Origin of the sequence: Sorangium sp. So ce204, assembly GCF_051526795.1 — a bacterium.
Lineage (GTDB): Bacteria > Myxococcota_A > Polyangia > Polyangiales > Polyangiaceae > Sorangium > Sorangium cellulosum_B.
Window position 1 is genome coordinate 543,208 of sequence record NZ_CP150317.1, and the last position, 23,864, is coordinate 567,071.

General features: G+C 72.6%; 18 protein-coding genes. 7 read left to right on the forward strand and 11 right to left on the reverse strand.

What is annotated here, in order from left to right; all coding sequences use genetic code 11:
• Positions 1-16 precede the first annotated feature (16 nt).
• A complete protein-coding gene (locus WMF22_RS01985; protein WP_438034659.1) occupies positions 17-1,723 on the forward strand; it encodes a serine/threonine-protein kinase in 1,707 nt (568 codons plus the stop codon).
• 26 nt (positions 1,724-1,749) lie between these two features.
• Here WMF22_RS01985 and gspC read toward each other — a convergent pair whose 3' ends face one another.
• The 3 genes from gspC to WMF22_RS02000 form a co-directional block, all read right to left on the reverse strand.
• The gene (gspC, locus tag WMF22_RS01990; RefSeq protein WP_437297449.1) at positions 1,750-2,709 is read right to left on the reverse strand and encodes a type II secretion system protein GspC; all 960 of its coding nucleotides are present in this window, start codon (positions 2,707-2,709) and stop codon (positions 1,750-1,752) included.
• A 315-nt stretch (positions 2,710-3,024) separates the two neighbouring features.
• The gene (locus tag WMF22_RS01995; protein ID WP_438034660.1) at positions 3,025-4,818 is read right to left on the reverse strand and encodes a cytochrome b N-terminal domain-containing protein; all 1,794 of its coding nucleotides are present in this window, start codon (positions 4,816-4,818) and stop codon (positions 3,025-3,027) included.
• Entirely contained in the window at positions 4,815-5,375 is a 561-nt protein-coding gene (locus tag WMF22_RS02000) for a ubiquinol-cytochrome c reductase iron-sulfur subunit (RefSeq protein ID WP_437297451.1), read from the reverse strand. Before WMF22_RS02000 ends, WMF22_RS01995 begins: the two co-directional genes overlap by 4 nt.
• A 272-nt stretch (positions 5,376-5,647) precedes the next feature.
• On the opposite strand from WMF22_RS02000, the gene WMF22_RS02005 reads away from it, so the two are divergent.
• Positions 5,648-8,008 carry an autotransporter assembly complex protein TamA gene (locus WMF22_RS02005; protein WP_437297452.1) on the forward strand — a complete coding sequence of 787 codons (2,361 nt, stop codon included), beginning with the start codon at positions 5,648-5,650 and terminating at the stop codon, positions 8,006-8,008.
• Between the two features lie 69 nt (positions 8,009-8,077).
• Here WMF22_RS02005 and WMF22_RS02010 read toward each other — a convergent pair whose 3' ends face one another.
• The 5 genes from WMF22_RS02010 to WMF22_RS02030 all read right to left on the reverse strand — a co-directional run bounded on the left by WMF22_RS02010 (position 8,078) and on the right by WMF22_RS02030 (position 13,286).
• Positions 8,078-8,242: a hypothetical protein gene (locus WMF22_RS02010; protein ID WP_437297453.1), complete on the reverse strand. Its 165-nt coding sequence runs from the start codon at positions 8,240-8,242 to the stop codon at positions 8,078-8,080.
• Between the two features lie 369 nt (positions 8,243-8,611).
• Positions 8,612-10,987 (reverse strand): (Fe-S)-binding protein, encoded by a 2,376-nt coding sequence (locus tag WMF22_RS02015; RefSeq protein WP_437297454.1) that lies wholly within the window; start codon positions 10,985-10,987, stop codon positions 8,612-8,614.
• A 228-nt stretch (positions 10,988-11,215) separates the two neighbouring features.
• A complete protein-coding gene (locus WMF22_RS02020; RefSeq protein WP_438034661.1) occupies positions 11,216-11,893 on the reverse strand; it encodes a hypothetical protein in 678 nt (225 codons plus the stop codon).
• A 13-nt stretch (positions 11,894-11,906) separates the two neighbouring features.
• The gene (locus WMF22_RS02025) at positions 11,907-12,734 is read right to left on the reverse strand and encodes a TrmH family RNA methyltransferase (protein ID WP_437297456.1); all 828 of its coding nucleotides are present in this window, start codon (positions 12,732-12,734) and stop codon (positions 11,907-11,909) included.
• A 15-nt stretch (positions 12,735-12,749) separates the two neighbouring features.
• Positions 12,750-13,286 (reverse strand): ureidoglycolate lyase, encoded by a 537-nt coding sequence (locus tag WMF22_RS02030; protein ID WP_437297457.1) that lies wholly within the window; start codon positions 13,284-13,286, stop codon positions 12,750-12,752.
• 214 nt (positions 13,287-13,500) lie between these two features.
• Here WMF22_RS02030 and WMF22_RS02035 point away from each other — a divergent pair, with 214 nt between their 5' ends.
• From WMF22_RS02035 to WMF22_RS02050, 4 genes are all read left to right on the forward strand, one after another.
• Complete coding sequence (locus WMF22_RS02035; protein WP_437297458.1) at positions 13,501-14,127, forward strand: LemA family protein; 627 nt, start codon at positions 13,501-13,503, stop codon at positions 14,125-14,127.
• A gap of 14 nt (positions 14,128-14,141) precedes the next feature.
• Entirely contained in the window at positions 14,142-14,945 is an 804-nt protein-coding gene (locus tag WMF22_RS02040) for a TPM domain-containing protein (protein WP_438034662.1), read from the forward strand.
• Positions 14,946-15,238: 293 nt separating this feature from the next.
• Positions 15,239-16,450: a thiolase family protein gene (locus WMF22_RS02045; RefSeq protein ID WP_438034663.1), complete on the forward strand. Its 1,212-nt coding sequence runs from the start codon at positions 15,239-15,241 to the stop codon at positions 16,448-16,450.
• Between the two features lie 160 nt (positions 16,451-16,610).
• A complete protein-coding gene (locus WMF22_RS02050; RefSeq protein ID WP_437297461.1) occupies positions 16,611-17,180 on the forward strand; it encodes a peptidylprolyl isomerase in 570 nt (189 codons plus the stop codon).
• Positions 17,181-17,281: 101 nt separating this feature from the next.
• On the opposite strand, the gene WMF22_RS02055 is transcribed toward WMF22_RS02050, so the two are convergent.
• The 3 genes from WMF22_RS02055 to WMF22_RS02065 form a co-directional block, all read right to left on the reverse strand.
• On the reverse strand, positions 17,282-18,409 hold the full coding sequence (locus WMF22_RS02055) for a hypothetical protein (RefSeq protein WP_438034664.1): 1,128 nt from the start codon (positions 18,407-18,409) through the stop codon (positions 17,282-17,284).
• Positions 18,410-18,580: 171 nt separating this feature from the next.
• Positions 18,581-19,627, reverse strand: coding sequence for a CHAD domain-containing protein (locus tag WMF22_RS02060; protein ID WP_438034665.1), 1,047 nt, complete (start codon positions 19,625-19,627; stop codon positions 18,581-18,583).
• On the reverse strand, positions 19,624-21,315 hold the full coding sequence (locus WMF22_RS02065; RefSeq protein WP_437297464.1) for a ribonuclease J: 1,692 nt from the start codon (positions 21,313-21,315) through the stop codon (positions 19,624-19,626). Before WMF22_RS02065 ends, WMF22_RS02060 begins: the two co-directional genes overlap by 4 nt.
• Positions 21,316-21,654: 339 nt before the next feature.
• Here WMF22_RS02065 and sppA point away from each other — a divergent pair, with 339 nt between their 5' ends.
• Complete coding sequence (gene sppA / locus WMF22_RS02070) at positions 21,655-23,463, forward strand: signal peptide peptidase SppA (protein WP_437297465.1); 1,809 nt, start codon at positions 21,655-21,657, stop codon at positions 23,461-23,463.
• Positions 23,464-23,864: the final 401 nt, after the last annotated feature.

Sequence of the window (23,864 nt, forward strand, 5' to 3'; positions counted from 1 at the left end):
GCGAAGACGCCCGGCCGTGCGCGTGCCGAGAGGCGCGCGCCTCGCGCGACTCTTCTATTCCCGCCGCCTTCCTCCTCCCCTAGAGCAGACCGACGCGGCCGTGGGCCGCGCGCGCGACTCGATGAGCGAGACCGTCTTCCTCGGCCCCGACGCCAGCAAGACCTGCGCGAGGCAGCGCTGGGAGTGGCTGTCGCCGCGCCTCCCCCCGGACCTCGAGCAGGAGGCGACGAGGCGCGTCGCGTGGATGGCGCTCTGCACGATCGTCGCGGGCGCCCTCGGCTTCGTCGTGTCGGAGCTCATCCCGGGCCTCGAGCTCGGCCCTTCCCCGATCCGCGTCGCGGTCTTCCTGCCGTTCATGCTGGTCTCGGCCGCGCTCTTCGTCATCGCGCGGAAGGGGCTCCTGTCGCCGCCGCGGATCGTCGATCTCTCGTTCGCCTACAAGATCCTGGGCGCCGCGCTGCTCTCGGTCATCTCCAACGCGCAGCCGTGGCCGGAGGGGCCGGTGTTGCCGGGATGGCCGCCGGTGGCCGTCTGGGTGCTCATGTTTCCCATCATCGTCCCCGCCCCGAGCGTGCGCACGCTGTTCACCTCGACGCTGGCGATCCTCACCGATCCGGCCTGCCTCTGGGTGCTCGTCCGCTCGGGCTTCATGGAGCCGCCCTCGGGCGAGGCGATGCTCCGCCGCTTCTTCCCGAGCGTCATCGCGCTCGCGCTCTCCGTCCTCGTGTCGCGCGTCGTCTTCGGGCTCGGGCGCAAGCTCGACGCGGCGCGGGAGCTCGGCAGCTACCGGCTCGTCGAGCGGCTCGGCGGCGGCGGCATGGGCGAGGTGTGGCGGGCGAAGCACCGGATGCTCGCCCGCCCCGCGGCCGTGAAGCTGATCCGGCCCGAGGCGTTCCAGGGCGAGCCATCGAGCAACGGCAACGCGAAGGCGCGGTTCGAGCGCGAGGCCCAGGCGACCGCCGCGCTCCGATCGCCGCACACGATCGGCATCTTCGACTTCGGCGTCGCCCGCGACGGGTCGTTCTACTACGTGATGGAGCTGCTCGACGGCATGGACCTCGAGACCCTCGTCAAGCTGGACGGCCCGCAGCCGCCCGCGCGCGTGGTCCACCTGCTCCGGCAGGCCTGCCACTCGCTCCACGAGGCGCACAAGGCCCTCTTCGTGCACCGCGACATCAAGCCCGCCAACCTCTTCCTGTGCCGCTACGGCGCAGATCTCGACTTCTTGAAGGTGCTCGACTTCGGCCTCGTGGCCCAGCGCAGGAAAGACGCGGATCCCTCCAAGCTGACGGCGGACAACGCGATCACCGGCACGCCCGCGTTCATGGCCCCGGAGGTGGTGCTGGGCGACCGCCCGATCGACGGCCGGACCGACATCTACGCGCTCGGGTGCGTCGCCTACTGGCTGCTCACCGGCGCCCTCGTGTTCGACGCCGAGACGGCGATGAAGACGATGTTGCTCCACGCGACGGAGGCGCCCGTCGCGCCTTCGAAGCGCGCGGCGCGCGCGATCCCGCCCGCGCTCGACCGCATCGTGCTCGACTGCCTCGAGAAGGACCCCGCGCGGCGGCCGCAGTCGGCGCGCGAGCTGTCCGAGCGGCTCGCCGCGCTCCGCATGGACGCCGACTGGACCGAGCAGCACGCGGCGGCGTGGTGGGAGGCGATCGCGCCGCCGTCGCTCTCGGGCCAGGCGGCCAGGGCGACCGTCGACGCCTTCGGCTGAGCTCCGCGCGCGCCCGGCCCGGGTCCTCAGCGGATGTTGAAGTCGACCGTCATCAGCTGTCCGCCGCGCTCGATCGCGACGGACAGGCGGTCCGCGGTCCGGAGCCGCGCGTACGCCTCCAGCGCCTTCTGGGGATCGGTGACGTCGAAGCCGTTGATCGACCTCAGGGTGTCTCCGCTCTCCAGCCCGAGCGTCTCCAGCAGCGAGCCTCGCCTGATCCTGAGCTTCAGCCCGACGACCTGGTCTCCTCGTCGCTCCGGGGTCACCCGGGCGGAGCGCATGAGGAGCGCCTGCTGCTCGAGGATCTGATCGACCGCCGCGCGGTCGACGTTGAACTCCGTGGCGCTCACCCGCCGGATGCGGGCGGCGATCTCCGGCGGGATCGAGTTCAGGCTGTTGTCGCTCCCGACCGGCCTCGCCTGAGGCCGGGGCTGCGGCGCGGGCGCCTCCTCGCGCGCGCTCTTCCCGGCCTTCCCGAGCTGCATCTGGCAGCGGGCGCCGCCCGCGGTGATCCAGACGCGGTCCCACGCGATGCGCGTGAGCGTGCCCCCCGCCGCGTCGCCGCCGAGCCGGCGGAGCTGCGTCTGCCCGTCGGGGCCCTCGATGGCCGCGAACGACCACGCGGCGTCCTGCGACGCCGCGATCAGCACCACGCGTCCGGCGTCGCAGGTCGGATCGCTCCACGGATCGCCGTGCGCCGCGGGCGCGCGCTCCTCGGGCGCGCCGCCCGGGGGCGGGAGGAGCGGCCCCGTCGCCGAGTCGAACGGGTTGCGCTGGAGGATCGCTTCAGCGCTCGTCGCGTGGAGGCCGTCGCGCGGCGCGCGGTGGGGCGCCGGGGGCAAGGAAGAGAGCCTCGTGGCTCTGTCCGGGATGATCGTCCTCCCGATCAAGTGAGACACCCCCGACGCCTGAAAGTAGGCGGCGGACGCGATCATCGTGCCCGCGATCCACAGGAAGTGGTGCTTCACAGCCGCATCCAGGTCCACGGGTCCTGCTCTTTCTGGGGCACGACCGCTGTCTGCGATCGAGGCGAGCGCCACGCGCACGCCGGCGTGGAGGCGACCGTGCACAATGTCGCCACCGACCCTCCCTCCGGGACGCGCAGCACCGCGCGTGCCGGCCCGTCGCGCCGGCGCGCCCGCGCGAGCGCCTGTCAGAGCGCGCCTTGACCCGAACGGATCGGCGCGCGTCCACGGGCCGCGCGGGCGTCCACGAGCCGCGCGCGCGCCGCGGCGGCGCTCATCGAGAAGGGGATCGAGAGGAGGAAAGGGCGGGGCAGCGAGCGCCGGCGGGCGGCTCGCTCAGGGCTTCTTGTCGGGCGCCTTGGCGGCGACCGTCGCCCCGGGCTCACCGCGGCCGCGGCGGTACACCCAGGCGGCGAGGACCTTCCGGTCGTTCGCGGAGAGCTTCTCCTCGAACGCCGGCATGTGGCCTTCCAGGTCCTTCGCCATCGCGGCCGGCGGGTAGGCCTTGCCGCTGCCGGGGTTCGTGATCTGCGCCTCGATCCACGCGACCGAGGCCCAGCCGCGGAGCTCGGGGGCGGCCGACTCCTCGTCGTCGGTCTTGCCGTCGAGCCGGTGGCAGCTCGTGCACCGCTGCCGGACCATCTTCTCGCCGGGCGTCCCGGCGCCGGGCTCCCCGCGCGCCTGCCCCTCGAGGAACGCGGCGATCGTCTCCTGGTCGGCCTCGCTCATCGGCGTGAACACCTTCGCCGCCTCGGGATCCGCGGGCGGCTTCACCGCCGACGGCATCATCTCCTTGAACGCCGTCTTGCCGAAGAGGTGGTCGGCGTCGGGATCCCTCAGCACCTCGAGCGCCCAGGCCTTCGTCCCGAACCCGGTGAGGTCCGGCGCCGTCTGCTTGTCCTTGGGCGGCCCGAGATCGTTGAGCCGGTGGCAGCTCGCGCACTCCTTCTTGTAGAGGTCCTCGCCGCGCGTCTCCGGGTCGTTCCGGAGCATCGCGAGCGCCCCCTCGGGCGGGACGCCTTGCTTGAACAGCGCCACCGCGCGCGCCGTCCGCGCGGCGCTCTGCGCCTCCGAGCGCTGGAAGCCCTCGTCCTTCGCGTCCTTCACGAACGACGTCGCCAGCAGGCCGACGGCCCCGAGGCCGATCAGGAACAGCGGCGCGAGCGCCGGCAGCCGCGCCCGGAGCGGGCCGGGCTTCCTGTCGATGAACGGCAGCAGCGCAAGGTACAGCCCGACCACCCCCGGCAGGCCGACGGTCGCGATGAGCTCCAACGAGCCAGGGAAGTACTTGCGCAGCTCGAAGAGCGGGCGGAAGTACCAGGCGGGGCGGGCGTTGTAGTCGCTGACGGGATCCGCCGGCGCCTCGAGCGGGGCGCCGTGCTCCATGGCCGCGAGATCGAACACGACGACCAGCACGAGCGCCACGGCCAGCAGGATCAGGCCGAGCTGCTTCGGGAAGAACCGATCCGCCTTGCCGAGGTCGGCGCCGTGCGGCGTGCCGAAGCCGTGCCTGCGGAACTGCGCGAAGCTCGCGGCGAGCAGCAAGGCCATGACCGCCGGCAGCACGAAGACGTGCAGGCCGTAGAGCCGCGTCAGCGTCAGGTGGCCGAGCGAGCTCCCGCCGACGACGAGCTGCTGCGTGAACGACCCGACCACGGGGACCGAGCCCATGATGCCGGTCTCGACGCGCGCGCCCCAGTAGCCGTCCTGGTCCCACGGGAGCGGGTTGCCCGTGAAGGTGAAGCCGAGGATCACGCCGAGCAGGCCGAGGGTCAAGAACCAGCCGATCTCGCGCGGCGCGCGGTACGCCCCGTGGAGCGCGATCCGCGCCACGTGGATCGCGATCAAGATGACGAGCGCCTGCGCTCCGAAGTAGTGGAGGCCTCGGATGAGCCACCCGGCGCGCAGGGTGAAGTTGATGTGCGCGACGCTCGCCCACGCCGTTGTCGCGCTCGGGGCGTACGCCGACATGAGCAGCGCGCCCGTGACGACCTCGACGAGCAGCAGCAGCGCGAGCGCGCCTCCCCACACGTAACCGATGCGCGCGCCGCCGGGGATCGGCGCGTCGAGGAACCGGCGCAGCGGCTCGCGGTGCCCTATGCGCTCGTTCAGCCAGTCGCCGAGGCTCATCCTGCGATCTCCTGGAGCTCGGCGACCCCGTCACGGTAGCGCCGGAAATCCACCTCGAGCCATCCATCGACGACCCGCGTCGCGAGCGGATCCATGGGGCGCGGGGACGGCCCCGTCTCAGGCACACCCGACAGGCCGAAGCGCGACGCGTGGCACGGGCAGTTGAAGCTCTTCTTGTCGTCGTTGAGCTCGATCCCGCAGCCGAGGTGGGGGCACGTGGCGCTCATCGCGCGGATCTTCTCGCCCTCCCGGATGACCCAGATGGCGCCGAGCATCTGGTCCTTCGCGACCGTGAAGGCGTCGCGCTCCTCGCCGATCACCTTGAGCCGCCGCGGCTCGCCCGGCGGGAGGTCCGCGAGGCGCCCGACCCGGACCCAGCGCTCGCGCCCGCCCGCGGCGCCGGCGCTGCCTGCGGCGGGCGCCGCGATGAAGCTCGCCGCCGGTACGGCGATCGCGCCGGCGCAGGCCAGACCGCCGATCGCCACGAGCGCCTTCAGGGCGCCACGCCGCTCCTCGGGGGCCGGGCCCGCGGACGGCGCGCCGGCGCTCGCGGGCACCCCGTGAGGCCCAGGTTCGTGCGCCAATCCATGTCCGAGGTACCCACCGGCACCAGGTTCCTTTTGCGTCGGCTCTGCCATCTCGTAGGCTCTCCCTCGCTCGCGCCGCTCTCCGAAGGCCGCCCAGACTGGAGCGGGGCCCCCGGCGGCCGAAGCGGACGCAGCATATCGAAAACACAGGCGTGACGTTGAATCCTCGCCATCGCGCACATCGGGGCGATTGCGCTTCGGCCGGCACAGCCGAAAGTTCTCCTTCCGTTGTCCAGGTCCCGATGCCTCGTCCCGTCGCCGCAGCGCTCGTGATGTTCGCCGTGCTCGGGTCCTCCGCGTGTGCCGCCACGCGTCAACCGCCGGTGTGTACGCGTCCCGACCTCAGCGGGTGCGCCATCGAGGACGTCTCGTTCGAGGGCGACGACGTCATCAGCGGCGACGAGCTCGCCGCGCGGATCGCGACGGCCGAGAGCTCGCGCCTCCTCGGCGGCGCGCTCGAGCCCGTGCCGATCCTGAGCGTCTGGGACGCGCTCACGGTCGAGTACGAGCGCTTCGACCGGTTCGTCCTCGAGCGGGACCTGGCCCGCATCGAGCGGTACTACCGCGCGCGCGGGTTCTACGGAGCGCGGGTGCGGGCGGCGCGGGTGCAGCGCTTCGGCGGCCCCGGCAAGGAGGGGCGCGTGCGGGTGCGCATCGTCGTCTCCGAGGGCGCGCCGGTGAAGATCGCGTCGGTGGATCTCGCGTGGCGGGACTGGACCCTGGAGAAGGGCAGGGACATCGGCCGGCCGGTGACCGAGGCGAAGGACGAGCTCAAGGTCGGCGAGCGCCTGGACGAGGCCCGGTACGAGGAGCTCAAGAAGAACCTGCTCCGGGTCCTCACCGATCGCGGCTTCGCCTACGCGAACGTGGAGGGGCACGTCGACGTCGACCTCGTGAAGAACGAGGCGCGGGTCCGCTACACGATCGAGCTCGGCCCCGAGTGCAGGTTCGGCAAGGTCAAGCTCGAGGGGCTCGGCGAGCTGCCCGAGGGGCCCGTCAGGACGGCGATCGGCATCGAGGAGGGCGAGCGCTTCTCGACCGCGGATCTGGCGGACGCAGAGCAGGCGCTCGCCGACTTCGGCGTGTTCGGCTCCGTCGCCGTGAAGCCCGAGCTCGCGCCGCCCGGACAGCCCAGGAACCCGGTCGTCCCCGTGACCTTCTCCGTGCAGCCGTCCGCGCTGCGCGCCGTGAAGCTCGGCGGAGGCGCCGAGGTCGGCTCGCGCGTCGAGGCGCACCTCGTCGCCGGGTGGGAAGATCGCAACTTCCTCGGGGGGCTGCGCCGCTTCAGCATCGAGGCCCGGCCGGGGCTCGTCTTCTATCCGGTGGAGTTCTCGAACCTGCTCGGCAAGGAGCTCGGGGACACGTTCCGCCTCTTGCCGGAGATCCAGCTCCGGTCCGAGCTCCGCCAGCCCGGGGCGATCGAGCGGCGCACGGCCGCGGTGCTGCGCGGCTCGTTCAAGCTCTACTGCCCCCAGACAGGTGAGTTCTGCACCAAGCCGGACAAGGGGGGCGCCGAGGGGGAGTCAGGAGCTGCACCAGACGCTGGCCAGGAGGCTCCGGAGCACGCGATCGTCGGCTACCGCGAGTACGTCGGTTCCATCGGCATCGAGCGGCCCTTCCTGAAATCGGACCTGAACGCGGCCCTCCTCTACAACGTCCAGCTGAACAGCCCGTTCACCTACAATTCGGCGCGGCTGCCCTCCGGGTTCGGGACCCTCTTCATCCCTTACCTCCAGGCGCTCGTGTCCTATGACCGCCGGCTGAACGAGGCGGGGAAGCCCGACAGGGTCACCCCCCATCACGGCTATTACATCGCGCTGGACACGCAGCTGGCCGGCTATCTGGGGTTCGACACCGCGATCGCGGAGGCCCTGGTCGGCGAGAAGGCGCGGGACGAGCGGGACAGGCGGTTTCACTCCGCGCGCGACATCCGCCTTCAGCCCGAGTTTCGCGCCTACTTCCCTGTTTCGAGGAGATGGACGCTGGGTTTCCGCCTGATGACCGGGTGGCTGTTCACGGGCGACTACGGCGACGCCTCCGTGGATCCTGCCCAGTGCGACGCGCTCGCGGGCGTGGACAGGGACCGTTGCCGGAGAGACGTGGGGGCCGATCTTCAGCTGATGCAGTTCCGCGGGTTCTTCAGCGGCGGCGCGACAAGCAACCGCGGATACGGGTACAACGAGGTCGGCCCGCACGCCCGCGTGCCGAGCCTGACGGCCGGCGACAGCGCCGACGAGGAGGACGCGCCGCTGGTCCCCATCGGAGGCCGTCTGCTGTGGGAGACGAGCCTGGAGCTGCGGATACCGCTCGGCGAGAGCTTCGGTACGGTGATCTTCGCCGACGCCGGCGATGTCACCCGGGAGCACCGGCTGTTCCGCTCGGGAGCGCAGCGCCTGCACCTCTCGGCGGGCTTCGGGCTGCGCTACGTCACGCCGGTCGGACCGCTGCGCTTCGACGTCGGCTACCGCATCCCCTGCATGCAGGTGCTCGGCGTCTGCGACGAGACAGAAGCCGCAGGCTGGCCCGAGGACGAGCGGCCGCCGGGCAAGCTGTTCGATGTGCTGCCCATCGCCGTGAACCTGGCGATCGGCGAGGCGTTCTGACGTGGGGTGATCCGTCCGGCGGGCGCCGGAGGGCGGTGCGGCCCGCGCCTTCGAGCAGGCCGCGGGCGATCAGCCCTCTTCTTCTTCCACGTTCCAGGCGGACAGCGCGGTCACCCCGATGGCGACCGAGCAGAGGCAGCAGAGCGCAGGCTCCTCGAACCGGAGCTCGTCGCCGCGCGACCACACGTAGAGGCCGCGCCCGTGGGGCTCCCCCGTGATGGCCCTGTCGCACACGTCGCAGCGGTGCTCGGTTGCGCCTGAGGCTGCTTGACGCGCGCGCAGCGCGTTGTCGGCGATCGCGTCGACCGAGACGCAAATCGGTTGGGCCAGTGTCCCTGTGAGCCGGTAATCCGCACTTGCGGTCCCCTCCGGCGTAGGGCAGGGGTCCAGGTTCGCGGTCCCCTTCAGAGCGCCTTCAATCACATCCACCTCCGGCGGCAGGGCCGAATCTAGCTCAGGCCGAGACGGGACGCACGAGAAGGCTGTGCCTGAACACCATCAGGCCTGCTCCAGGGCGCAGATGTAGGCGAACACGCTGGAGCGGCGCGTCATGGCCTGCATGACGTACCGCTCCAGCGTGCAATGGCAACGGAATCTGGAGGTTCAGGCGCTGGCGGACGCGGCCGTCTCGGCGGCGTCCTGGGCGGCGGCCGAGCGGGAGCCGGCCGAGCGGTCGAGAGCGCAGCTCTCTTCGAGCAGCTCGACGACGTCGAGCTGGCGGATCGACTCCTCCTTGGACTGATCCTTGAGGCCGTCGGTGATCATCGTCTGGCAGAACGGGCAGGCGGTCGCGATGGTCTTCGCCTCCGTCTGGAGCAGCTGCAGTGTCCGCTTGACGTTCACGCGGTCCTTGTTCTGCTCCTCCATCCACATCTGCGCGCCGCCGGCGCCGCAGCAGAGCCCCTTCTGCCGGTTCCACCCCTCGGCCTCGACGAGCTCTAGCCCGGGGATGCGCTTCAGGATGTCGCGCGGCTGCTCGTACACGTCGTTGTATCGGCCGAGGTAGCAGGAGTCGTGGAAGACCACCTTCCCCTCGACCGGCTTGCTGGGGACGAGCTTCTTCTCGGCGACAAGGCCGAGCAGGAAGTCGGTGTGGTGCACGACCTCGAACTTCGCGCCGAAGTCGGGGTACTCGTTCGCGAGCGTGTTGAAGCAGTGGGGGCAGGTCGTGACGATCTTCCGGACGCCGCCCTGCTCCTTGTAGCCGTTCAGGGTCGCGGCGTTCTGCTCGGCGAGCATCGCGAAGAGGTACTCGTTGCCCGCGCGGCGCGCCGGATCGCCGGTGCAGGTCTCCTCCTGGCCGAGGATGGCGAAATCGACGCCGGCGGCTTTCAGGAGCCTGGCGGTGGCGCGGGCGATCTTCTTCGCGCGGTCGTCGTAGCTCGCCGCGCAGCCGACCCAGTAGAGCACGGGGGCCTGCGGCTTGTCGGCCATGGTCGGGATCTCGAGCCCCTCGGCCCAGTTGCCGCGGTCGATGCGCGCGAGGTTCCAGGGGTTGCCGTTGACCTCCATCGCGTTGAACGGATTCCCGAGCTCCGCCGGGAACTCGCCCTTCACGAGGACCAGGTGGCGGCGCATGGAGACGATCTTGTCGACGTAGCTGATCAGCACCGGGCACTGCTCCTCGCAGGCCCGGCACGTCGTGCAGGCCCAGAGCACGTCCGGATGGACGACGTTCGCCACGAGGTCGACCGGCTTGTACGCGACCTCGGGGACCGGGACCGGGTTCTCCGGGGCCGCCTGCTCCGCGCGCTCCTGCGTCTCCGCCGTCTCCGCCGCCTGGCCGTCCTGCGCCGCCGCCCCGTCGGTGGCCTGCCCGTTCGCCTGGGCCGCGTGGCCGTCGCCGGCCGCACCCCGCGGGCCGCCCGGCCTGTTGATGAACTCTCCCTCTCGGCCGTACAGGTGATCGCGCAGGTCCAGGGTGAGCTGCTTGGGGCTCAGGATCTTGCCCGTCTTGTGGGCCGGGCAGTTGTCGCTGCAGCGGCCGCACTCGGTGCACGTGTAGAAGTCGAGGATCGCCTTCCAGGTGAAATCCTCGATGCGCGCGATGCCGACCGGGGCGGCCTTCTCGGGCTCCTCGGCCGCCTTCATGACCATCTCGCCGATCGCCTCGGCGCTGCCCGCGACGAGCGGCAGCCGGCCGCGCGGCTCGATGTTGCGCGTGAAGACGTTCGGGATCGACGTGATGATGTGGAAGTGCTTCGAGTGCGGGAGCAGGTTCAGGAACACGAGCACCAGCGTGACGTGCGTCCAGAACCCGATGTGCGCGAGCACGACGAGCGCCCCCGGGCCGACGCCGCTCAGGAGGACGGCGAACAGCGAGCCCGCCGGGGCCGGGAACAGGTGCCAGCGGAGCGCCGCCGGGTCCGCGGGGACGCCCGCGAACGGGGCCGTCACGGTGGCGACGCGCTCGCAGAGCGCCGCGTCCGCGGGGCCGCACGCCGCCGTGGACCAGCGGTGGTGGAGCACGAGCGAGGCGCCGTCATAGAGCATGTCGCTCACCATCATCGTGACGATGATGCCGAGGATGAGGAGCCCCTCGCCGGACAGGGTCATGCGCCGCTCGCGCTTGATCGCCCGGTAGTAGATGAACACGAGCGCGCCGATCACGACCAGCGTGGCCATGACGTCCTTCACGAACTCGTAGATCCCGCCGAGCGGCACCGCGCCGATGCCCGGGAGCCGCACCGGCTCGTGCCCCAGGATCCACAGATCGAACGAGGGGTCGATGCCGCGCCCCCACAGGATCAGCGTCCGGAGCAGGAGAACCAGGAATCCGAAGAAGATGAGCTTATGCGCCAGCCCGGCGAGCGGGTAGTAACCCATCTTCCGTTGCCGGAAGGCGTACTCCCAGGTGCCTTTGAGGCGCTCGGCGATCCGGTCGAGCCGGTCTTCCCCGCGCCCGACCTTGAGGAGCTGCCAACGCCGGTTGGCGCTCCACGCAAAGGCGGCGAAGAGGCCGACGAGCAATGTGAGCATCCACGTGGGATTCATTCGCGGGGCGTCTCCAGGTGTAAAATGGCCACATCTTTTAAGGTGGGCGGCTGCCGGACGTCAACCGCGCGGCGGCGCGGGAACGCGCGGGGCTCCTTCGCCGGATTTCTATTCTTGCAAGGGCGGATACGTCGGTGCGCGCTGGGGCTCCTCGCGCGGCGAGGGCGCGGGCGGCGCGTGAGGGGCGCGGGCGGGGTGCGCTGCGCGAGCGGCTCAGAGCGTGAACTCGACGCTCTTCTCTTCGGTCGCGGCGGAGGGAGACAGATCGAGCGCCATGCTGTACGAGCGCTGGCCGACCCGCGCGCTCAGGCGGACGCGGATGGGGGCCGTCGCGTCGTTCAGCTTGTCGAGCCGCACGACGACGCGGTAGCGGCCCCGCGCCGGCTCGCCCTCGGTGAGGAAGACGTTCTCCACGTTCTGCTCCTGGCATTCGCCGCTCACGCGCGGGCAGTCGCGGTCCTTCATCAGGCCGCTCGCCGTCGGCTCCCCGACGCGCGCGAGCTCTCCCGCCGGGTCATAGACGTTGAGATCGACGTCGGCCTCGGGCTCCTCCCAGGCGATCGTGAACTGGAGGATCCCGGTGTGGAGCCCGCAGCCCTCGTCGATCACGCCGTTGCAGTTGTTGTCGCGGGCGTCGAAGCAGAGCTCGACCCCCGTCGGTGTGCAGGCGATCTCGAGCCCGACGCCCTCGGGGACCTTGATGTCCTTCGGCTGGAGGGGCGGCCTGGGCGGGGGCGGCGGCACCTCGATGCAGCCGGCGAGGAGCAGGGCGAGGGCGGCGGCGCCGCGCGCCGCGCGGGCGAGGCGCGCGCGGAGGCCGTGATGCGCCGGCGGGCGCGCCGCGGCGCGACGGGCGCGCGGCTCGCGCCGCGGGGGACCGGGGCTTCGCATGGGGAGCTGCATGTTATCCGCCTTCAGGCTCCCGCGGGGCGCCGGCGCTGCGCGTGTCGAGCGCGGGCGGCCTCCGCGGCTTGGGGCCGCGCGGCTTCGGGGGAGGGGGCGGCGTTCCTCCGAGGGGCAGGGGCAGGCGCATGCCCCGCGCGGCCAGGATCTCCGCCGCGTGGGGGACGGTGAGCACGAGCGCGCGCGCGTAGAGCGTGATCTGGTAGGGCTCCGGCAGGTCGCCGGGACGGCCGTTCGTCGCGTGCTCGAGCAGGATCGCCGCGGTGACGCTCACGTTGAGGCTCTCCGCGAAGCCGCGCATGGGGACGCGCACGGCGCGGGCGCAGGCGGCGGCCAGGTCGGGGCGGATGCCGTCGCGCTCGTTGCCGAGCACCAGCGCGAGGCGGGGGATGCTCGAGAGGTCGCGCGGGGTGAGCTCGCCCTCCGGGTGGGTCGCCACGAGCTCGTGCCCCGAGGCGCGGAGCTCGGCGACCGCGGCCTCGGTGGTCGCGTGCGTGCGCACGTCGACCCAGCGCTCGGAGCCGCGCGAGACCGTGTTCGAGACAAGGAACTGCTCGGCCCGCTCGATGATGTGCAGCCGCTGCAAGCCGAATGCGTCGCAGGAGCGGAGCACGGCGGCCCCGTTGTGCGGATCGTGCGGCGCATCCATGGCCACGGTGACGGCGTCGAGCCGCGCCGCGATGACGCCGCGCAGCCGGGCCCTGCGCTCGTCCGTGACGAACTCCTCGAGGATGCGGGCGACGTCGGCGACGTCGAGGGAGTCGAGCGCGGCGAGCAGCCTTCGCTGCTCCTGCGCGACGAACGAGCAATTGGGGGTCGAGCGGCGCATGGCGGGGGGGCGCCTCTATAGCAGGTCGATCGCGACCGCGATCCGCTCGCCCTCTGCGTACTCGACCACGGCGCAGTCGCCGGGAGAGCCGTCCTCCCAGGCCAGGCAGACGAAGTCGGCCTCGGCGTCGAGCGCGATCATGGGGTGGTGCCACACGCCGGGGCGATAGGTGATGCCCTGGGCGCCGTGGGCGATGAAGGCGCCGAGCGTCGTGAGCTCGGGCCTGTCGCCGCCGAGGGCCACGACGACGAGGTAGCGCCGCGCGTTCATCGGCACGAACGCCTGGGTCGAGCCGGGGTGCTTCTCGAGCAGGGCGATCGGGAGCGGGAAGCTCGAGCGCGGGGCGCAGCGGAACACCGAGACGTTCAGCGAGGCGTGCCCGGGGCGGAGGTTCTCGATCGCGGCGAGGTGATCGAAGCGCCGCGCCGTCCCCTGGTTGGCAGGCCTGCCGGGCTCGCCGTGCGGCGAGGCCATGAGGATGTCGCCATACGGCGCATAAGCTGCGGGGCTGAGCGAATGGGCTGCGATGCGCTGGCGGTGGCTCATCGTCATGGGCGACTGTGGCGGCGTGCCACGCGTGTGGCTTCCCTGAGGCTCTCCTGCGCGGCGCATGGACCGCGTCGACCGAAGGCACGACAGGGAAAGGGTATCACGCCGCGGGCGCGCCGCAGCACGCCAGCCCGCCGCGAGCGCCATGGGGCCGGGTCTTGCAAGGCGCCTCGCGACGCAACCCCGGCGGGTAATGCGAGCGACCCTGGAGCCAGTCATGCGGATTGTTCACAAATCGACATTTCGGAAGCGCCTCGCGGTGGCCTCCCTGTTCCTGGCGGTGCTCGCCGTCATGACGTCCGTCGTCGGCTGCCAGCGCTACGACGTGCTGGTCGAGAAAGATCAGATCGCGGCCCAGAAATGGTCCGATCTCGAGGCGAATCTCCAGCGGCGCTACGACCTGGTCCCGAACCTGGTGGCCGTCGTGAAGGGGTCGGCCAAGCACGAGGAGCAGACGCTGGCGAGCGTCGCCGAGGCGCGCGCCCGCGCGACCAGCGTCCAGCTCAACGCCGACGATCTGACGGATCCGGAGAAGGTGCAGGCCTTCCAGAAGGCGCAGGAGCAGCTCAGCGGCTCGCTCTCGCGGCTCCTCATGGTGCAGGAGCAATATCCTGATCTCAAGGCGAACCAGGGCTTCCACAGCCTCCAGGTCCAGCTGGAGGGGATCGAGAACCGGATCCTCCGGGCGCGCGAGGAGTACAACCAGGCGGCGCGCGAGTACAACGCGGAGCTCCTGAAGATCCGGGGCCAGGTGGTGAACAAGGCGACGGGCCAGCCGTTCAAGCCGCGCGTCTATTTCACCGCCTCTCCCGAGGTCCAGTCGGCGCCGAAGGTCTCGTTCTGATGAGGGGCGCGGCGATGCGCCGGGTCGGCGCGAGCGGGGCGCGGCTGCGCGCCGCGGCCAGGGCCGTCGCGGCCGCGTTCGCGCTGGTCTGCGCGCTCGTCGCGCGGCCGGCCCTGGCCGACTTCGCGCCGCCGGCGCTCACGGGGCACGTCGTCGACACCGCCGGGCGGCTCGATCCGCCCGACCTCCGCGCTCTCGACGCGAAGCTCGATCGCATCCGCCGCGAGACAGGGTTCGAGATCGTCGCCTTCGTGGTCGGCTCCCTCGAAGGCGAGACGATCGAGGACGTCGCCTACGAGGCCTTCAACACCTGGCAACTCGGCCAGCGCGGGGCCGACAACGGCGTTCTCCTCGTGATCGCCCCGAACGAGCGGCGCGTCCGGATCGAGACGGGCAAGGGCGTGGGGGGAGCGCTCACGGATCTCCAGTCGAACGACATCATCCGGCAGACCATCAACCCGCTGCTCAGGCAGGATCGATTCCGCGACGCCATCGACCAGGGAACGGCGGAGATCGCCAGGACGCTCGTCGCCGGGACACCCGAGGAGGAACGGCGCCCGGCGCCCGACGCCCGGCCGGCGCCCGCTCCGGTCTCGCCGATCAAGGTCGGCGTGACGGTCGTCGCCATCGTGGCGGCGCTCGTGCTCGCGCTGATCTCGCCCTCCTTCCGCTGGTTCCTGTGGCTCGTCCTCCAGGCGATCCTCTTCCGAGGCGGCGGCGGCGGCCGCAGCGGCGGCGGCGGCCGCAGCGGCGGCGGCGGGTTCGGTGGTGGCGGCGGCGGTCGCTCCGGCGGGGGCGGATCCAGCGATAGCTACTGAGCCGCTGCGCGCCGCCTCTTCACCCTGTGCAGGACGGATCGGGCCGATCGGTCGGCGTCCGCCCGGGCGTTTCGATCGGCCGCCGTGCTCACCCCTGGCGTGACCGGGCGGACACACGCGACATCGACGCCGGCGCGGCGCGGCGCGGCGCGGCGCGCGTCGAGTCGAGTCGAGTCGAGTCGAGTCGAGTCGAGTCGAGTCGAGTCGAGCCGAGCCGAGCCGAGCCGAGCGGAGATTCCAGGGCGCGCGCGATCTCCCGCTGCGCGCTGACCAGGCGACGCTACGCTCTCGTCATGGCTGCTGCCCTGCGCCCTGTCTTCGTCGTCGACGCTGTCCGGACCCCGATCGCCCGTTACGCCGGCGCCCTGGCGACGGTCCGCCCCGACGACCTCGCGGCGCACGTCCTCGACGCGCTCGTGCGTCGCAATCCTTCGCTCGCGCCGCGCCTCGATCACGTCGTCTTCGGCGCGACGAACCAGGCCGGAGAGGACAACCGCAACGTCGCGCGCATGGCCGCGCTGCTCGCCGGCCTCCCTTACGAGGTCCCGGGCGTCACGGTGAACCGCCTCTGCGGCTCGGGGCTCGAGGCGGTGGCCGACGCCGCGCGGATGATCGCCACCGGAGAGACCGACTGCGCGATCGCGGGGGGCGTCGAGAGCATGACGCGCGCGCCGTTCACGATGCCCAAGCAGGCCGAGCGCTTCGAGCGGAGCGCGCCGACCGTCTACGATACGACGCTCGGCTGGCGCTATCCGAACGCGCGGATGGCCGCGCGGTTCGAGCTCCAGTCGATGGGGGAGACGGCCGAGAACGTGGCCAAGAAGCACGGCATCAGCCGCGACGAGCAGGACCGGTTCGCGCTCCTCTCCCACGAGCGCGCCACGCTCGCCTGGGAGTCGGGGGGCTTCGCCGCCGAGGTGGTGCCCGTGCTCGTCCCCCAGAAGAAGGGCGAGTCCGTCCTGTTCGAGCGCGACGAGGGCGTGCGCGCCGACGCCTCGCTCGAGGCGCTGTCGAAGCTCAGGCCCGCCTTCCGCGAGGGCGGGACCGTCACGGCGGGCAACTCGTCGCCCCTCAACGACGGCGCCGCGGCCCTCCTGCTCGCCTCGGGCGACGCCGTGCAGGCCGCCGGCGCGACGCCGCGCGCGCGGGTGATCGCGACGGCGACCGCCGGGGTGGATCCCAACCTCATGGGGGAGGGGCCGATCCCGGCCGTGAAGAAGCTCCTCCAGCGGACCGGGCTGCGCGTCCCCAACGTGGACCTCTTCGAGCTCAACGAGGCGTTCGCGGCGCAGGCACTCGCGTGCTCGCGCGCGCTCGAGCTCGACCCGGCGCGCGTCAACGTCCGCGGCGGAGCGATCGCGCTCGGGCACCCGATCGGCTGCTCGGGCGCGCGCATCGCGTGCACCCTCGTGCATGCGATGCGCGCGCGCGGCGCCAAGGTCGGGGTCGCCTCGCTGTGCATCGGCGTCGGTCAGGGCATCGCGACGCTGTTCGAGCGCGCGTGAGGTCATTTCGCCGCTCGTCCGCGGCGCCAGATGAGATAAGACCGCCGCAGCAGAACGCAGGAAGGGGGGCCCGCGGCTCACCTCCCTCGGCTGACGCCGCCGCCTCGGCGGCCAAGAACTGACGGCGCCGCCTCGGCGGCCAAGAAAAGGAGAAGGCCTGATGGAATTCCCCCCGATCAACGTGCCCGGCACCGGCAAGCTCCACGCCCGGCTCAAGACCTCGCTCGGTGACATCACGGTCCGGCTCGAGGAGGAGGGCGCCCCCAACACGGTCAAGAACTTCGTCGGCCTCGCCACGGGCACCATCAACTGGACCGATCCGAAGACCGGCCAGGGGATGCAAGGGACCCCCTGTTACGACGGCGTCCGCTTTCACCGCGTGATCTCGGGGTTCATGATCCAGTGCGGCGACCCGCTCTCGCGCTACCCGGACAAGGCGCAGCTCTGGGGCACGGGCGGCCCCGGGTACAAGTTCGCCGACGAGTTCAACCCCGCGCTGAGGCACGAGGGCGCCGGCGTGCTCTCCATGGCCAACGCCGGCAAGAACACGAACGGCGCGCAGTGGTTCATCACCGACGGGCCGACGCCGCACCTCGACAACCGCCACACGGTGTTCGGCAAGGTCGTGAGCGGGCAGGACATCGTGAACCGCATCGCCAACGTGGCGACCACGCGCGATCGGCCCAACCAGGACGTCGTCCTCGAGCGCGTCGAGATCTTCCGGCAGTAGGCGCGCTGCGCGCCGCGCGGCGCCGTTCAGCGCCACGCGGCGCCGTTCAGCGCCACGCGGCGCCGTTCAGCGCCGCGCGGCCAGCGCGGTGCTCCGCTCGTTCAGCGGGCGCAGCAGACGGTGATCCTCTCGCCGCCTTCCTCGACCTCGCCTGTGGGGTCGCCGCCGCGCGGCTGGCAGCTGCCGCTTCCGGTCACCTCGATCGACACCGAGGCGGCGGGGGGCGGGTCGTCGACGCAGGCCCCGTTGAACGGCACGGTCTCACCGGGCCCCCGGCAGCGGCTCTGCTCGAAGAGCGTCAGCGTCGCCGCGCAGCGCACGCCGCCCGTGTCGCACGTGCACCGCGTGCAGCCGCGGTTGTCGACCATCGAGCCCGCGAACACGTGTCGTTCGCCGAACCCCTCGGGGCAGCTCCGCTCGCCGTCGCGCCAGACGCAGGCGCCCTGCTCGAACGGCGCATCGATCGCTCGCGGGGCGCAGGCCTCGCCGGCCTCACATCCGCCGGCGTCCGACCCGGGGGCGCACACGAGCCCCTCGATACCGAAGCGCGGCGGCGGCAGCGTCGCCTCGCCGCCCGACGGAGGGCACGTCGCCGAATTCACGTCGGGCGCTTCGCCGCTGTAGCTGCCGATCTGGACGTCGCCGCCGATGTTGATGCAGTCCTCGGTCTGCACCGGCAGCGTCGCGCCCCCCCCGCCACACGCGCCACGCGTGTACACCGTGACCGCGGGCGCCTCGCACGCCACGGCCGGCGCGCCGCACGCGCACGGGCTGCAGGTCGCGGGCGTGCCGAGGGGATCGCGGCCGCCCACGTCCACCCGCTCGGAGAAGCCCTCGGGGCAGGCGACGTCCGCTGCCTCGGGGCCCTGGTACAGGAGGCCGGGCCCTTGCCAGTCCTCGGGCACGGCGACGCAGGTGAACCCTCCGCAGTCGTCGTCGGCGCAGTCGACGGCGCCATCGCCGTCGTCATCCTCGCCGTTGGTGCACCGCTCGCCGCCGCCGGCGGCGCCGCCGCTGCTGCTGCTCGTGGTGCTCCCGGCCGCCGTCTGGTTTCCTCCAGCTCCGCCGGAGCTGCTGGCCCCGCCGGAGCTGCTAGCCCCGCCGGAGCCGCTCCCGGACGGCCCCGGGAAGAGATCGGGATCAAACTGGTCGAAGTCCTGGGTGCAGGCGCTCGCCGCGAGGAGAGCGACGAGCGCGGTGACGCTTTGGAACGCAGAGCGGCGCAACACGACCTCCGGGATCGGCGGGCTTCGCCTCGGTTCGAAGGAGCCCGACCGACGGTACCACGAAGCGCCCGCCCGCACGGCGAGCTCCGCGGCCGGCAATCCCGGCGACCCTTCGCCCCGTCCGAGGCGCGCCTGCTGCGGCGCTCCTTGCTGCGCCGCGCCCCGTGCGCTGCGTCATCCGCCCGGGAGCGCGCGGGGATCGCCCGACCAGAGCGATGTGAGCGTCTCGAGCTCCCGCGCGAGCTCCTCGGCCGCCTTGTGAGCGAGCCGCGCACGCTCTGCGACGAGCGCCTCGATGACGGCGGCGCGCGCGTCGGGCGCAAGCTCCTCCGCCCTCCTCATCTGCGCGAGCGCCTCGTCGGCGTCGTGCAGCTGGCCGAGGCGGCGCTGCATCCGTGACGCGGATTTCGCGGCGCGCTCGGCGCGCTCTCCGAAGAGCGGCGAGAACGTCTCCGCGGAGTAGCGCAGCCGTTTGAAGCGGATCCGGAGCGCGTGCATGGCCGCGCCGTCGCCCGGGTCGCTCGCGGCGAGCGCGCGCACGTCGTCCAGGGCATCACCGATCGCTCGCCTCGCGAGCGCCTCGGCGCCGCGCTTCCTCGCTTTCCGGCGCGAGATGCGCCGCTCGAGGCGCGCGAGGTGAGGCTCCAGCCGGAGCCGCTCGCCCGCGGCCGGCGCGTCGGCCTGCGTCGCGCCCATGTCGCCTGCGGCCGGCGCGTCGGCCTGGGTCGCGCCCGCGTCGCCCGGGCGATCCTGCCGGAGCAGCTCGACGATGTGGGCCCTCGCCTCGCGCTCGCGGCGCGCGCGCTGCGCGACCCATCCCGCGACGGCCGCCCGGGCCGCCTCGCCCAGCTCGAGCGCGGTGAGCGTCTCGCGCAGCACCTCCTCGTCGCGCAGCGCGCCGGTCGCCCGCGCGAACTCACGGAGCCCTTCGGCCACGGGGCGGAGCCGCCTCCTGCCGTAGATGCGCCGCGCCGGCCTGAGCAGCGTCCGGAGCCGGCGAAGCGAGACCCGGAAGTCGTGCACCGCCTCCGCGTCCGGCCCCGCGCTCTCGCCCTGCTCGCTCGCGGCCGCGACGCGCCGCGCCTCGGCGCGGACGCGCTCGATGTGGGAGAGCAGCACCGGACCCAGGAAATCTCGCGCGGAGAGCCTCGCGCCGCCGCCGCCGCCGCCGCCGGCGCCACCGCCGCCCGAGGGCGGGGGGCTCCCCTCGCGCGGCGTCACAGGCGCGTGAGCGCCACCGTCACGAGCGGGCGCCTCCCGAGCTTCGCCTCGAGCGTCCGGCGCGCCGCGAGCCGGGCGATCTCGATGATGTCGTTGTCGCGGCGCCGCGCGCGCGGCTCGCAGTCGTTCACCGCCTGCGCGACAGCGCGCGCCGCGGCCCTCAGCGCGCCGCCCTCGAGCTCCCCGGTGACCCCGCGGGCGAGGACCTGCGGCGGCGCCGCGAGGGCGCCGTGCACATCGACGACGAGCGACACGAAGGCCACCCCGGAGCGACCGAGGTTCGCTCGCTCCCGGAGGACCTCCTCCCCGAGCTCCTCGCCGCCCGCCGTCGCCACCCGGCCGGTGACGGCCCGGCCGCTCCGGCCGAGCGGCTGCGTCTTGCCGATCTCGACGACGTGGCCGTTCTCGGCGACGAGCACCTCGGCCACGCCGCGCTCCCGCGCGAGCTCCGCGTGCCGCGTCAGGTGGTGCAGCGCGCCGTGCACGGGGAGGAAGCTGCGCGGCTGGGTGAGGTCGATCATGCGCGCCTGCTCCGTACGGTGCGCGTGCCCGCTCGCGTGGACGCGCCGATCCGTCGACCACGTCACGAGCTCGACGCCGAGGCGGAGCAGCCCGGCCATCATGTCGACGACCGGGCGGTCGTTGCCCGGGATGACGCGGCTCGAGAGCACGACCCGATCCCCCTCTTCGAGGCGCAGGAGCGGGTGCGTCCCCGAGGCGAACCGCGTCAGCGTGGAGGCCCGCTCGGCCTGCGTGCCGCTCGCGATGACGAGGAGCCGCTCGCGCGGCATCGAGGAGGCGACCTCGGGCGGGACGAGCAGGTCGCTCGGCCACGGGAGCCTCCCCACGGCCTGCGCGGCCCGCACGTGCGTCTGCACGCTGCGGCCGAGCAGGCAGATCTTGCGGCGCGCGCGGATCGCGGCCTGACCGACGGCGAGGAGGCGCTGGACGTTCGAGGCGAAGACGCCGACAACGACGCGCGCCGGCGCGGTCTCGACGAGCTCCGCCAGCGCGTGGGCGACGGCGCGCTCGCTCCCCGCCTCGCCGGGCGAGTCCACGTTGGTGCTGTCGGACAGGAGCAGCCGGACGCCGGCGTCGCCGAGCGCGCGGAAGCGGGCCTCGTCGGTCGGCTCGCCGTCGAGCGGCGTCGGGTCCAGCTTGAAGTCCCCGGTATGGACGACGAGCCCCGCGGCCGTGTGGATCGCGAGCGCCGTCGCGTCGACGATCGAGTGCGTCACCCGGAGCGGCTCCACGACGAAGCCGCCGATCGCGACCTCGCGCCCGACCTGCGTGGGCAGCAGGCGCACCTTGTCCTCGAGCGCGTGCTCCGCGAGCCGGTAACGCACGAGCTCCAGCGCGTGCGGCGGGCCCCAGACGGGGACGTCGAGGTGGCGCAGGAGGAACGGCAGCCCGCCGATGTGATCCTCGTGGCCGTGCGTCAGCACGATGCCGCGCACCTGATCGCGGAGCGCGAGCACGTGATCGAAGCGCGGGTGGTACACGTCGACGCCGAGATCCGTGCTCGGGAACGTGACCCCGCAGTCGATGAGCAGCAGCCCATCGGCCTGCTGGAGCGCGAGGCAGTTCATCCCCACCTCGCCGAGCCCTCCGAGGGGCACGAGCCGCAGGGTGGACGGCGGTGGCAGGGGGAGCTGGCTCGGGGCGGGGGCGCTCTGCTCGGGATGCACGTTCGGTGGAGGGGCTCTGCCACCCAGGGCGCCGGGGGCCTACGGCCCGCGGCTTGCTGAGCTGGTCTGAAAGAGAGAGGACGACTTCTTCAAGACGTAACCCACATCGGCTCGCCGTCCCCTTCGAAACTTGGAGCGACAGTGTAGCCACAGGGGGGGCCCTTGCGTCACGCTCTCTCTTTCCAGTTCCAGCGCCGGGGCCAGGCGGCGCCGACCTCACCACCGGATCTCGTGCCGCGCGGACCGGTTCCTGCACCCTGTCTCCCCCCACCCTCGTGACCGCCGGCGGACGTCGAGCCGCCTCTCCGTCGCCCATCCCCTGATTCCGAGGAGCCTCCGGTGATCGCTGCCCTGCTCGTCAATCTCCTCCGCCTGCTGCTGCTCCCCGTCAGCGCGCTCCGCTGGGCGTTTGCTGCACCCCGGGGCGGGTATGTCGTCCTCGAAATCGACGGCCGCGTGGTCGACCTGCAGCCCCCCCGGGTCCGCCTCGCGCTCCCGTGGCGCCGGAGGAAGAGGGCTCCGCTCTCGGTGGAGCGCGTCCGCGAGCTCGGCAAGCACCTGATGAGGGATCCGCGCCCGGCGGGGCTGCTCCTCCGGATGCGGTCGGTGCACGCGGGGCCGGCGGTCGCGGCCTCGCTGCGGGACGCGCTCCTCGAGATCCGGGCGGGGGGCAAGGACATCGTCGCCTACCTGCCGATGGGCGCCGACACGACGATGCTCCTGCTCGCCTCGGCCGCGCGGGCCATCGTCGTCGGGCCCGAGACGATGGTGTCGCCGCTCGGGTTCGCGGTGGAGGGCCGCTACGTGCGCCGCGCGCTGGAGCAGGTCGGCGTCGAGCCCGAGGTGTTCGCGAAGGGGATGTACAAGAACGCCGGCGAGGTGCTCGTGCGGGACACGATGAGCGCCGCGCAGCGCGAGCAGGTGGGCGCCCTGCTCGACGGGCGCCTCGGGGACCTGACCGCGGCGCTCGCCCAGGGGCGCCGCGTCGATCGCGAGACGGCCGCGCTGTGGATCGACGAGGCCCCCTTCGGCGCGGAGCAGGCCGTCGCGCGAGGGATCGTCGACGCGGTCGCGTACGAGGACGAGCTCGAGCACATGCTCGCGGCGGGGTCGCTCCCCTGCGCGACCGCCGCGCCGCGCCGCGCCGAGATCGGCGCGGAGAACGCGGACCGCGCATCGGGTGGAGGAGGCGGAGGCGCTCGCGCTGCAGCGCGGCATTCGAAGAAGCGCCTCGTGTCGGCGGACCGCTACCTGGGCGCGCGGCGCGCGCTCTCGATGACGCCGGTGTGGCCTCGGCCCGTCCTCGGCGTCATCGAGGTGCACGGCGCGATCGTCAGCCGCGCCCGCTTCCGGGGCGCCTCCCTGGCCAGCGAGGAGCGGCTCGTCGCGAGCCTGCGCGCGGCGCGGCAGAACCCGCGCGTCCAGGGGGTCATCCTCCACGTCGACTCGCCGGGCGGCTCCGCGCTCGCGTCCGACAGGATCCACCACGAGGTCACCCGCCTCGCGGAGGTGAAGCCCGTCGTCGCGTGCCTGTCGAACGTGGCGGCGAGCGGCGGCTACTACGTGGCGGCGGCCGCGCACGCGATCGTCGCGCAGCCGCAGACGATCACGGGGAGCATCGGCGTCGTCTCGGCGCGCTTCGCGCTCGGTCCGCTGCTCGAGCGCCTCGGCGTCTCGACCGACGTCGTGAAGCGCGGCGCGCGGGCCGACCTGTTCTCGCCGTCGCGCAAGCTCGACGCGGGGGAGCGGGCGGTGGTGGAGCGCGAGCTCGACGCGATCTACGCGGCGTTCCTCCGCGTCGTCGCCCGCGGCCGCCGCCGCCCTGTCGAGGAGATCGAGCCGCTCGCGCAGGGGCGCGTCTACAGCGGCGCCGACGCGCAGGCGCGCGGCCTCGTCGACATGCTCGGCGGGTTCGAGCGGGCGCTCCACGAGCTGCGCCAGATGATCGGGCCCAAGGCGGCCGCCATCGAGCCGGCCATCGTGCGCGCGTCGCGGTACATCCCACCTCCACCGCTGCTGCCGGCGCCGGTGCCCGCGCTGCTCGAGCTCGTCGGGCTCCGCGGGATCGCCCAGGAGGTGGCGCTCGCCATCCACTGCGAGGGCGAGCGGGTGCTCGCGTACTGCGCGGAGGCCGACGACCTGGACTAGCTGGCGACGGCCGGGCGGGCCCCAGCGCGCGCCCCGCACGCGCACACGCCCACGCGCACGGCTTCTGGAAGAGCTGGTGGTTGGTTGGGTGCATTCCCGGGAAGAGGCGGATTTTCTCGCGGGAGAAGCTGTGCGTAATCTGTGCGCCCGGTGGGTAGCACCTGTTCAGAACTGATCACGGATCGCTAGGAATCCCGTACCGGACAGAGAGGCCCTATATGTGGGCCCTGTTCGGAGGGAGATCCCAACATGTAGCGGTTCTCCTTGACGCACGGACCGTTCGCGAGTTTGGATAGCAAGCGGTCAGGCGCTCCCGCATGTCGGCGCACGCCTTTCAGGCATGGCACCTGAAACTATGCTCACTGGTCTGAAGACGGAACGTTTGAGCAGGTAGTAGGGGA

Bases quoted from the DNA above. Each gene is read 5' to 3' on its own strand.
- WMF22_RS01995 (WP_438034660.1), bottom strand. From the start codon at position 4,818: ATGAGCCTCGGCGACTGGCTGAACGAGCGCATAGGGCACCGCGAGCCG.
- WMF22_RS02005 (WP_437297452.1), top strand. From the start codon at position 5,648: ATGCCTCGTCCCGTCGCCGCAGCGCTCGTGATGTTCGCCGTGCTCGGG.
- WMF22_RS02015 (WP_437297454.1), bottom strand. From the start codon at position 10,987: ATGCTCACATTGCTCGTCGGCCTCTTCGCCGCCTTTGCGTGGAGCGCC.
- WMF22_RS02020 (WP_438034661.1), bottom strand. From the start codon at position 11,893: ATGCGAAGCCCCGGTCCCCCGCGGCGCGAGCCGCGCGCCCGTCGCGCC.
- WMF22_RS02025 (WP_437297456.1), bottom strand. From the start codon at position 12,734: ATGCGCCGCTCGACCCCCAATTGCTCGTTCGTCGCGCAGGAGCAGCGA.
- WMF22_RS02030 (WP_437297457.1), bottom strand. From the start codon at position 13,286: ATGACGATGAGCCACCGCCAGCGCATCGCAGCCCATTCGCTCAGCCCC.
- WMF22_RS02035 (WP_437297458.1), top strand. From the start codon at position 13,501: ATGCGGATTGTTCACAAATCGACATTTCGGAAGCGCCTCGCGGTGGCC.
- WMF22_RS02040 (WP_438034662.1), top strand. From the start codon at position 14,142: ATGCGCCGGGTCGGCGCGAGCGGGGCGCGGCTGCGCGCCGCGGCCAGG.
- WMF22_RS02045 (WP_438034663.1), top strand. From the start codon at position 15,239: ATGGCTGCTGCCCTGCGCCCTGTCTTCGTCGTCGACGCTGTCCGGACC.
- WMF22_RS02050 (WP_437297461.1), top strand. From the start codon at position 16,611: ATGGAATTCCCCCCGATCAACGTGCCCGGCACCGGCAAGCTCCACGCC.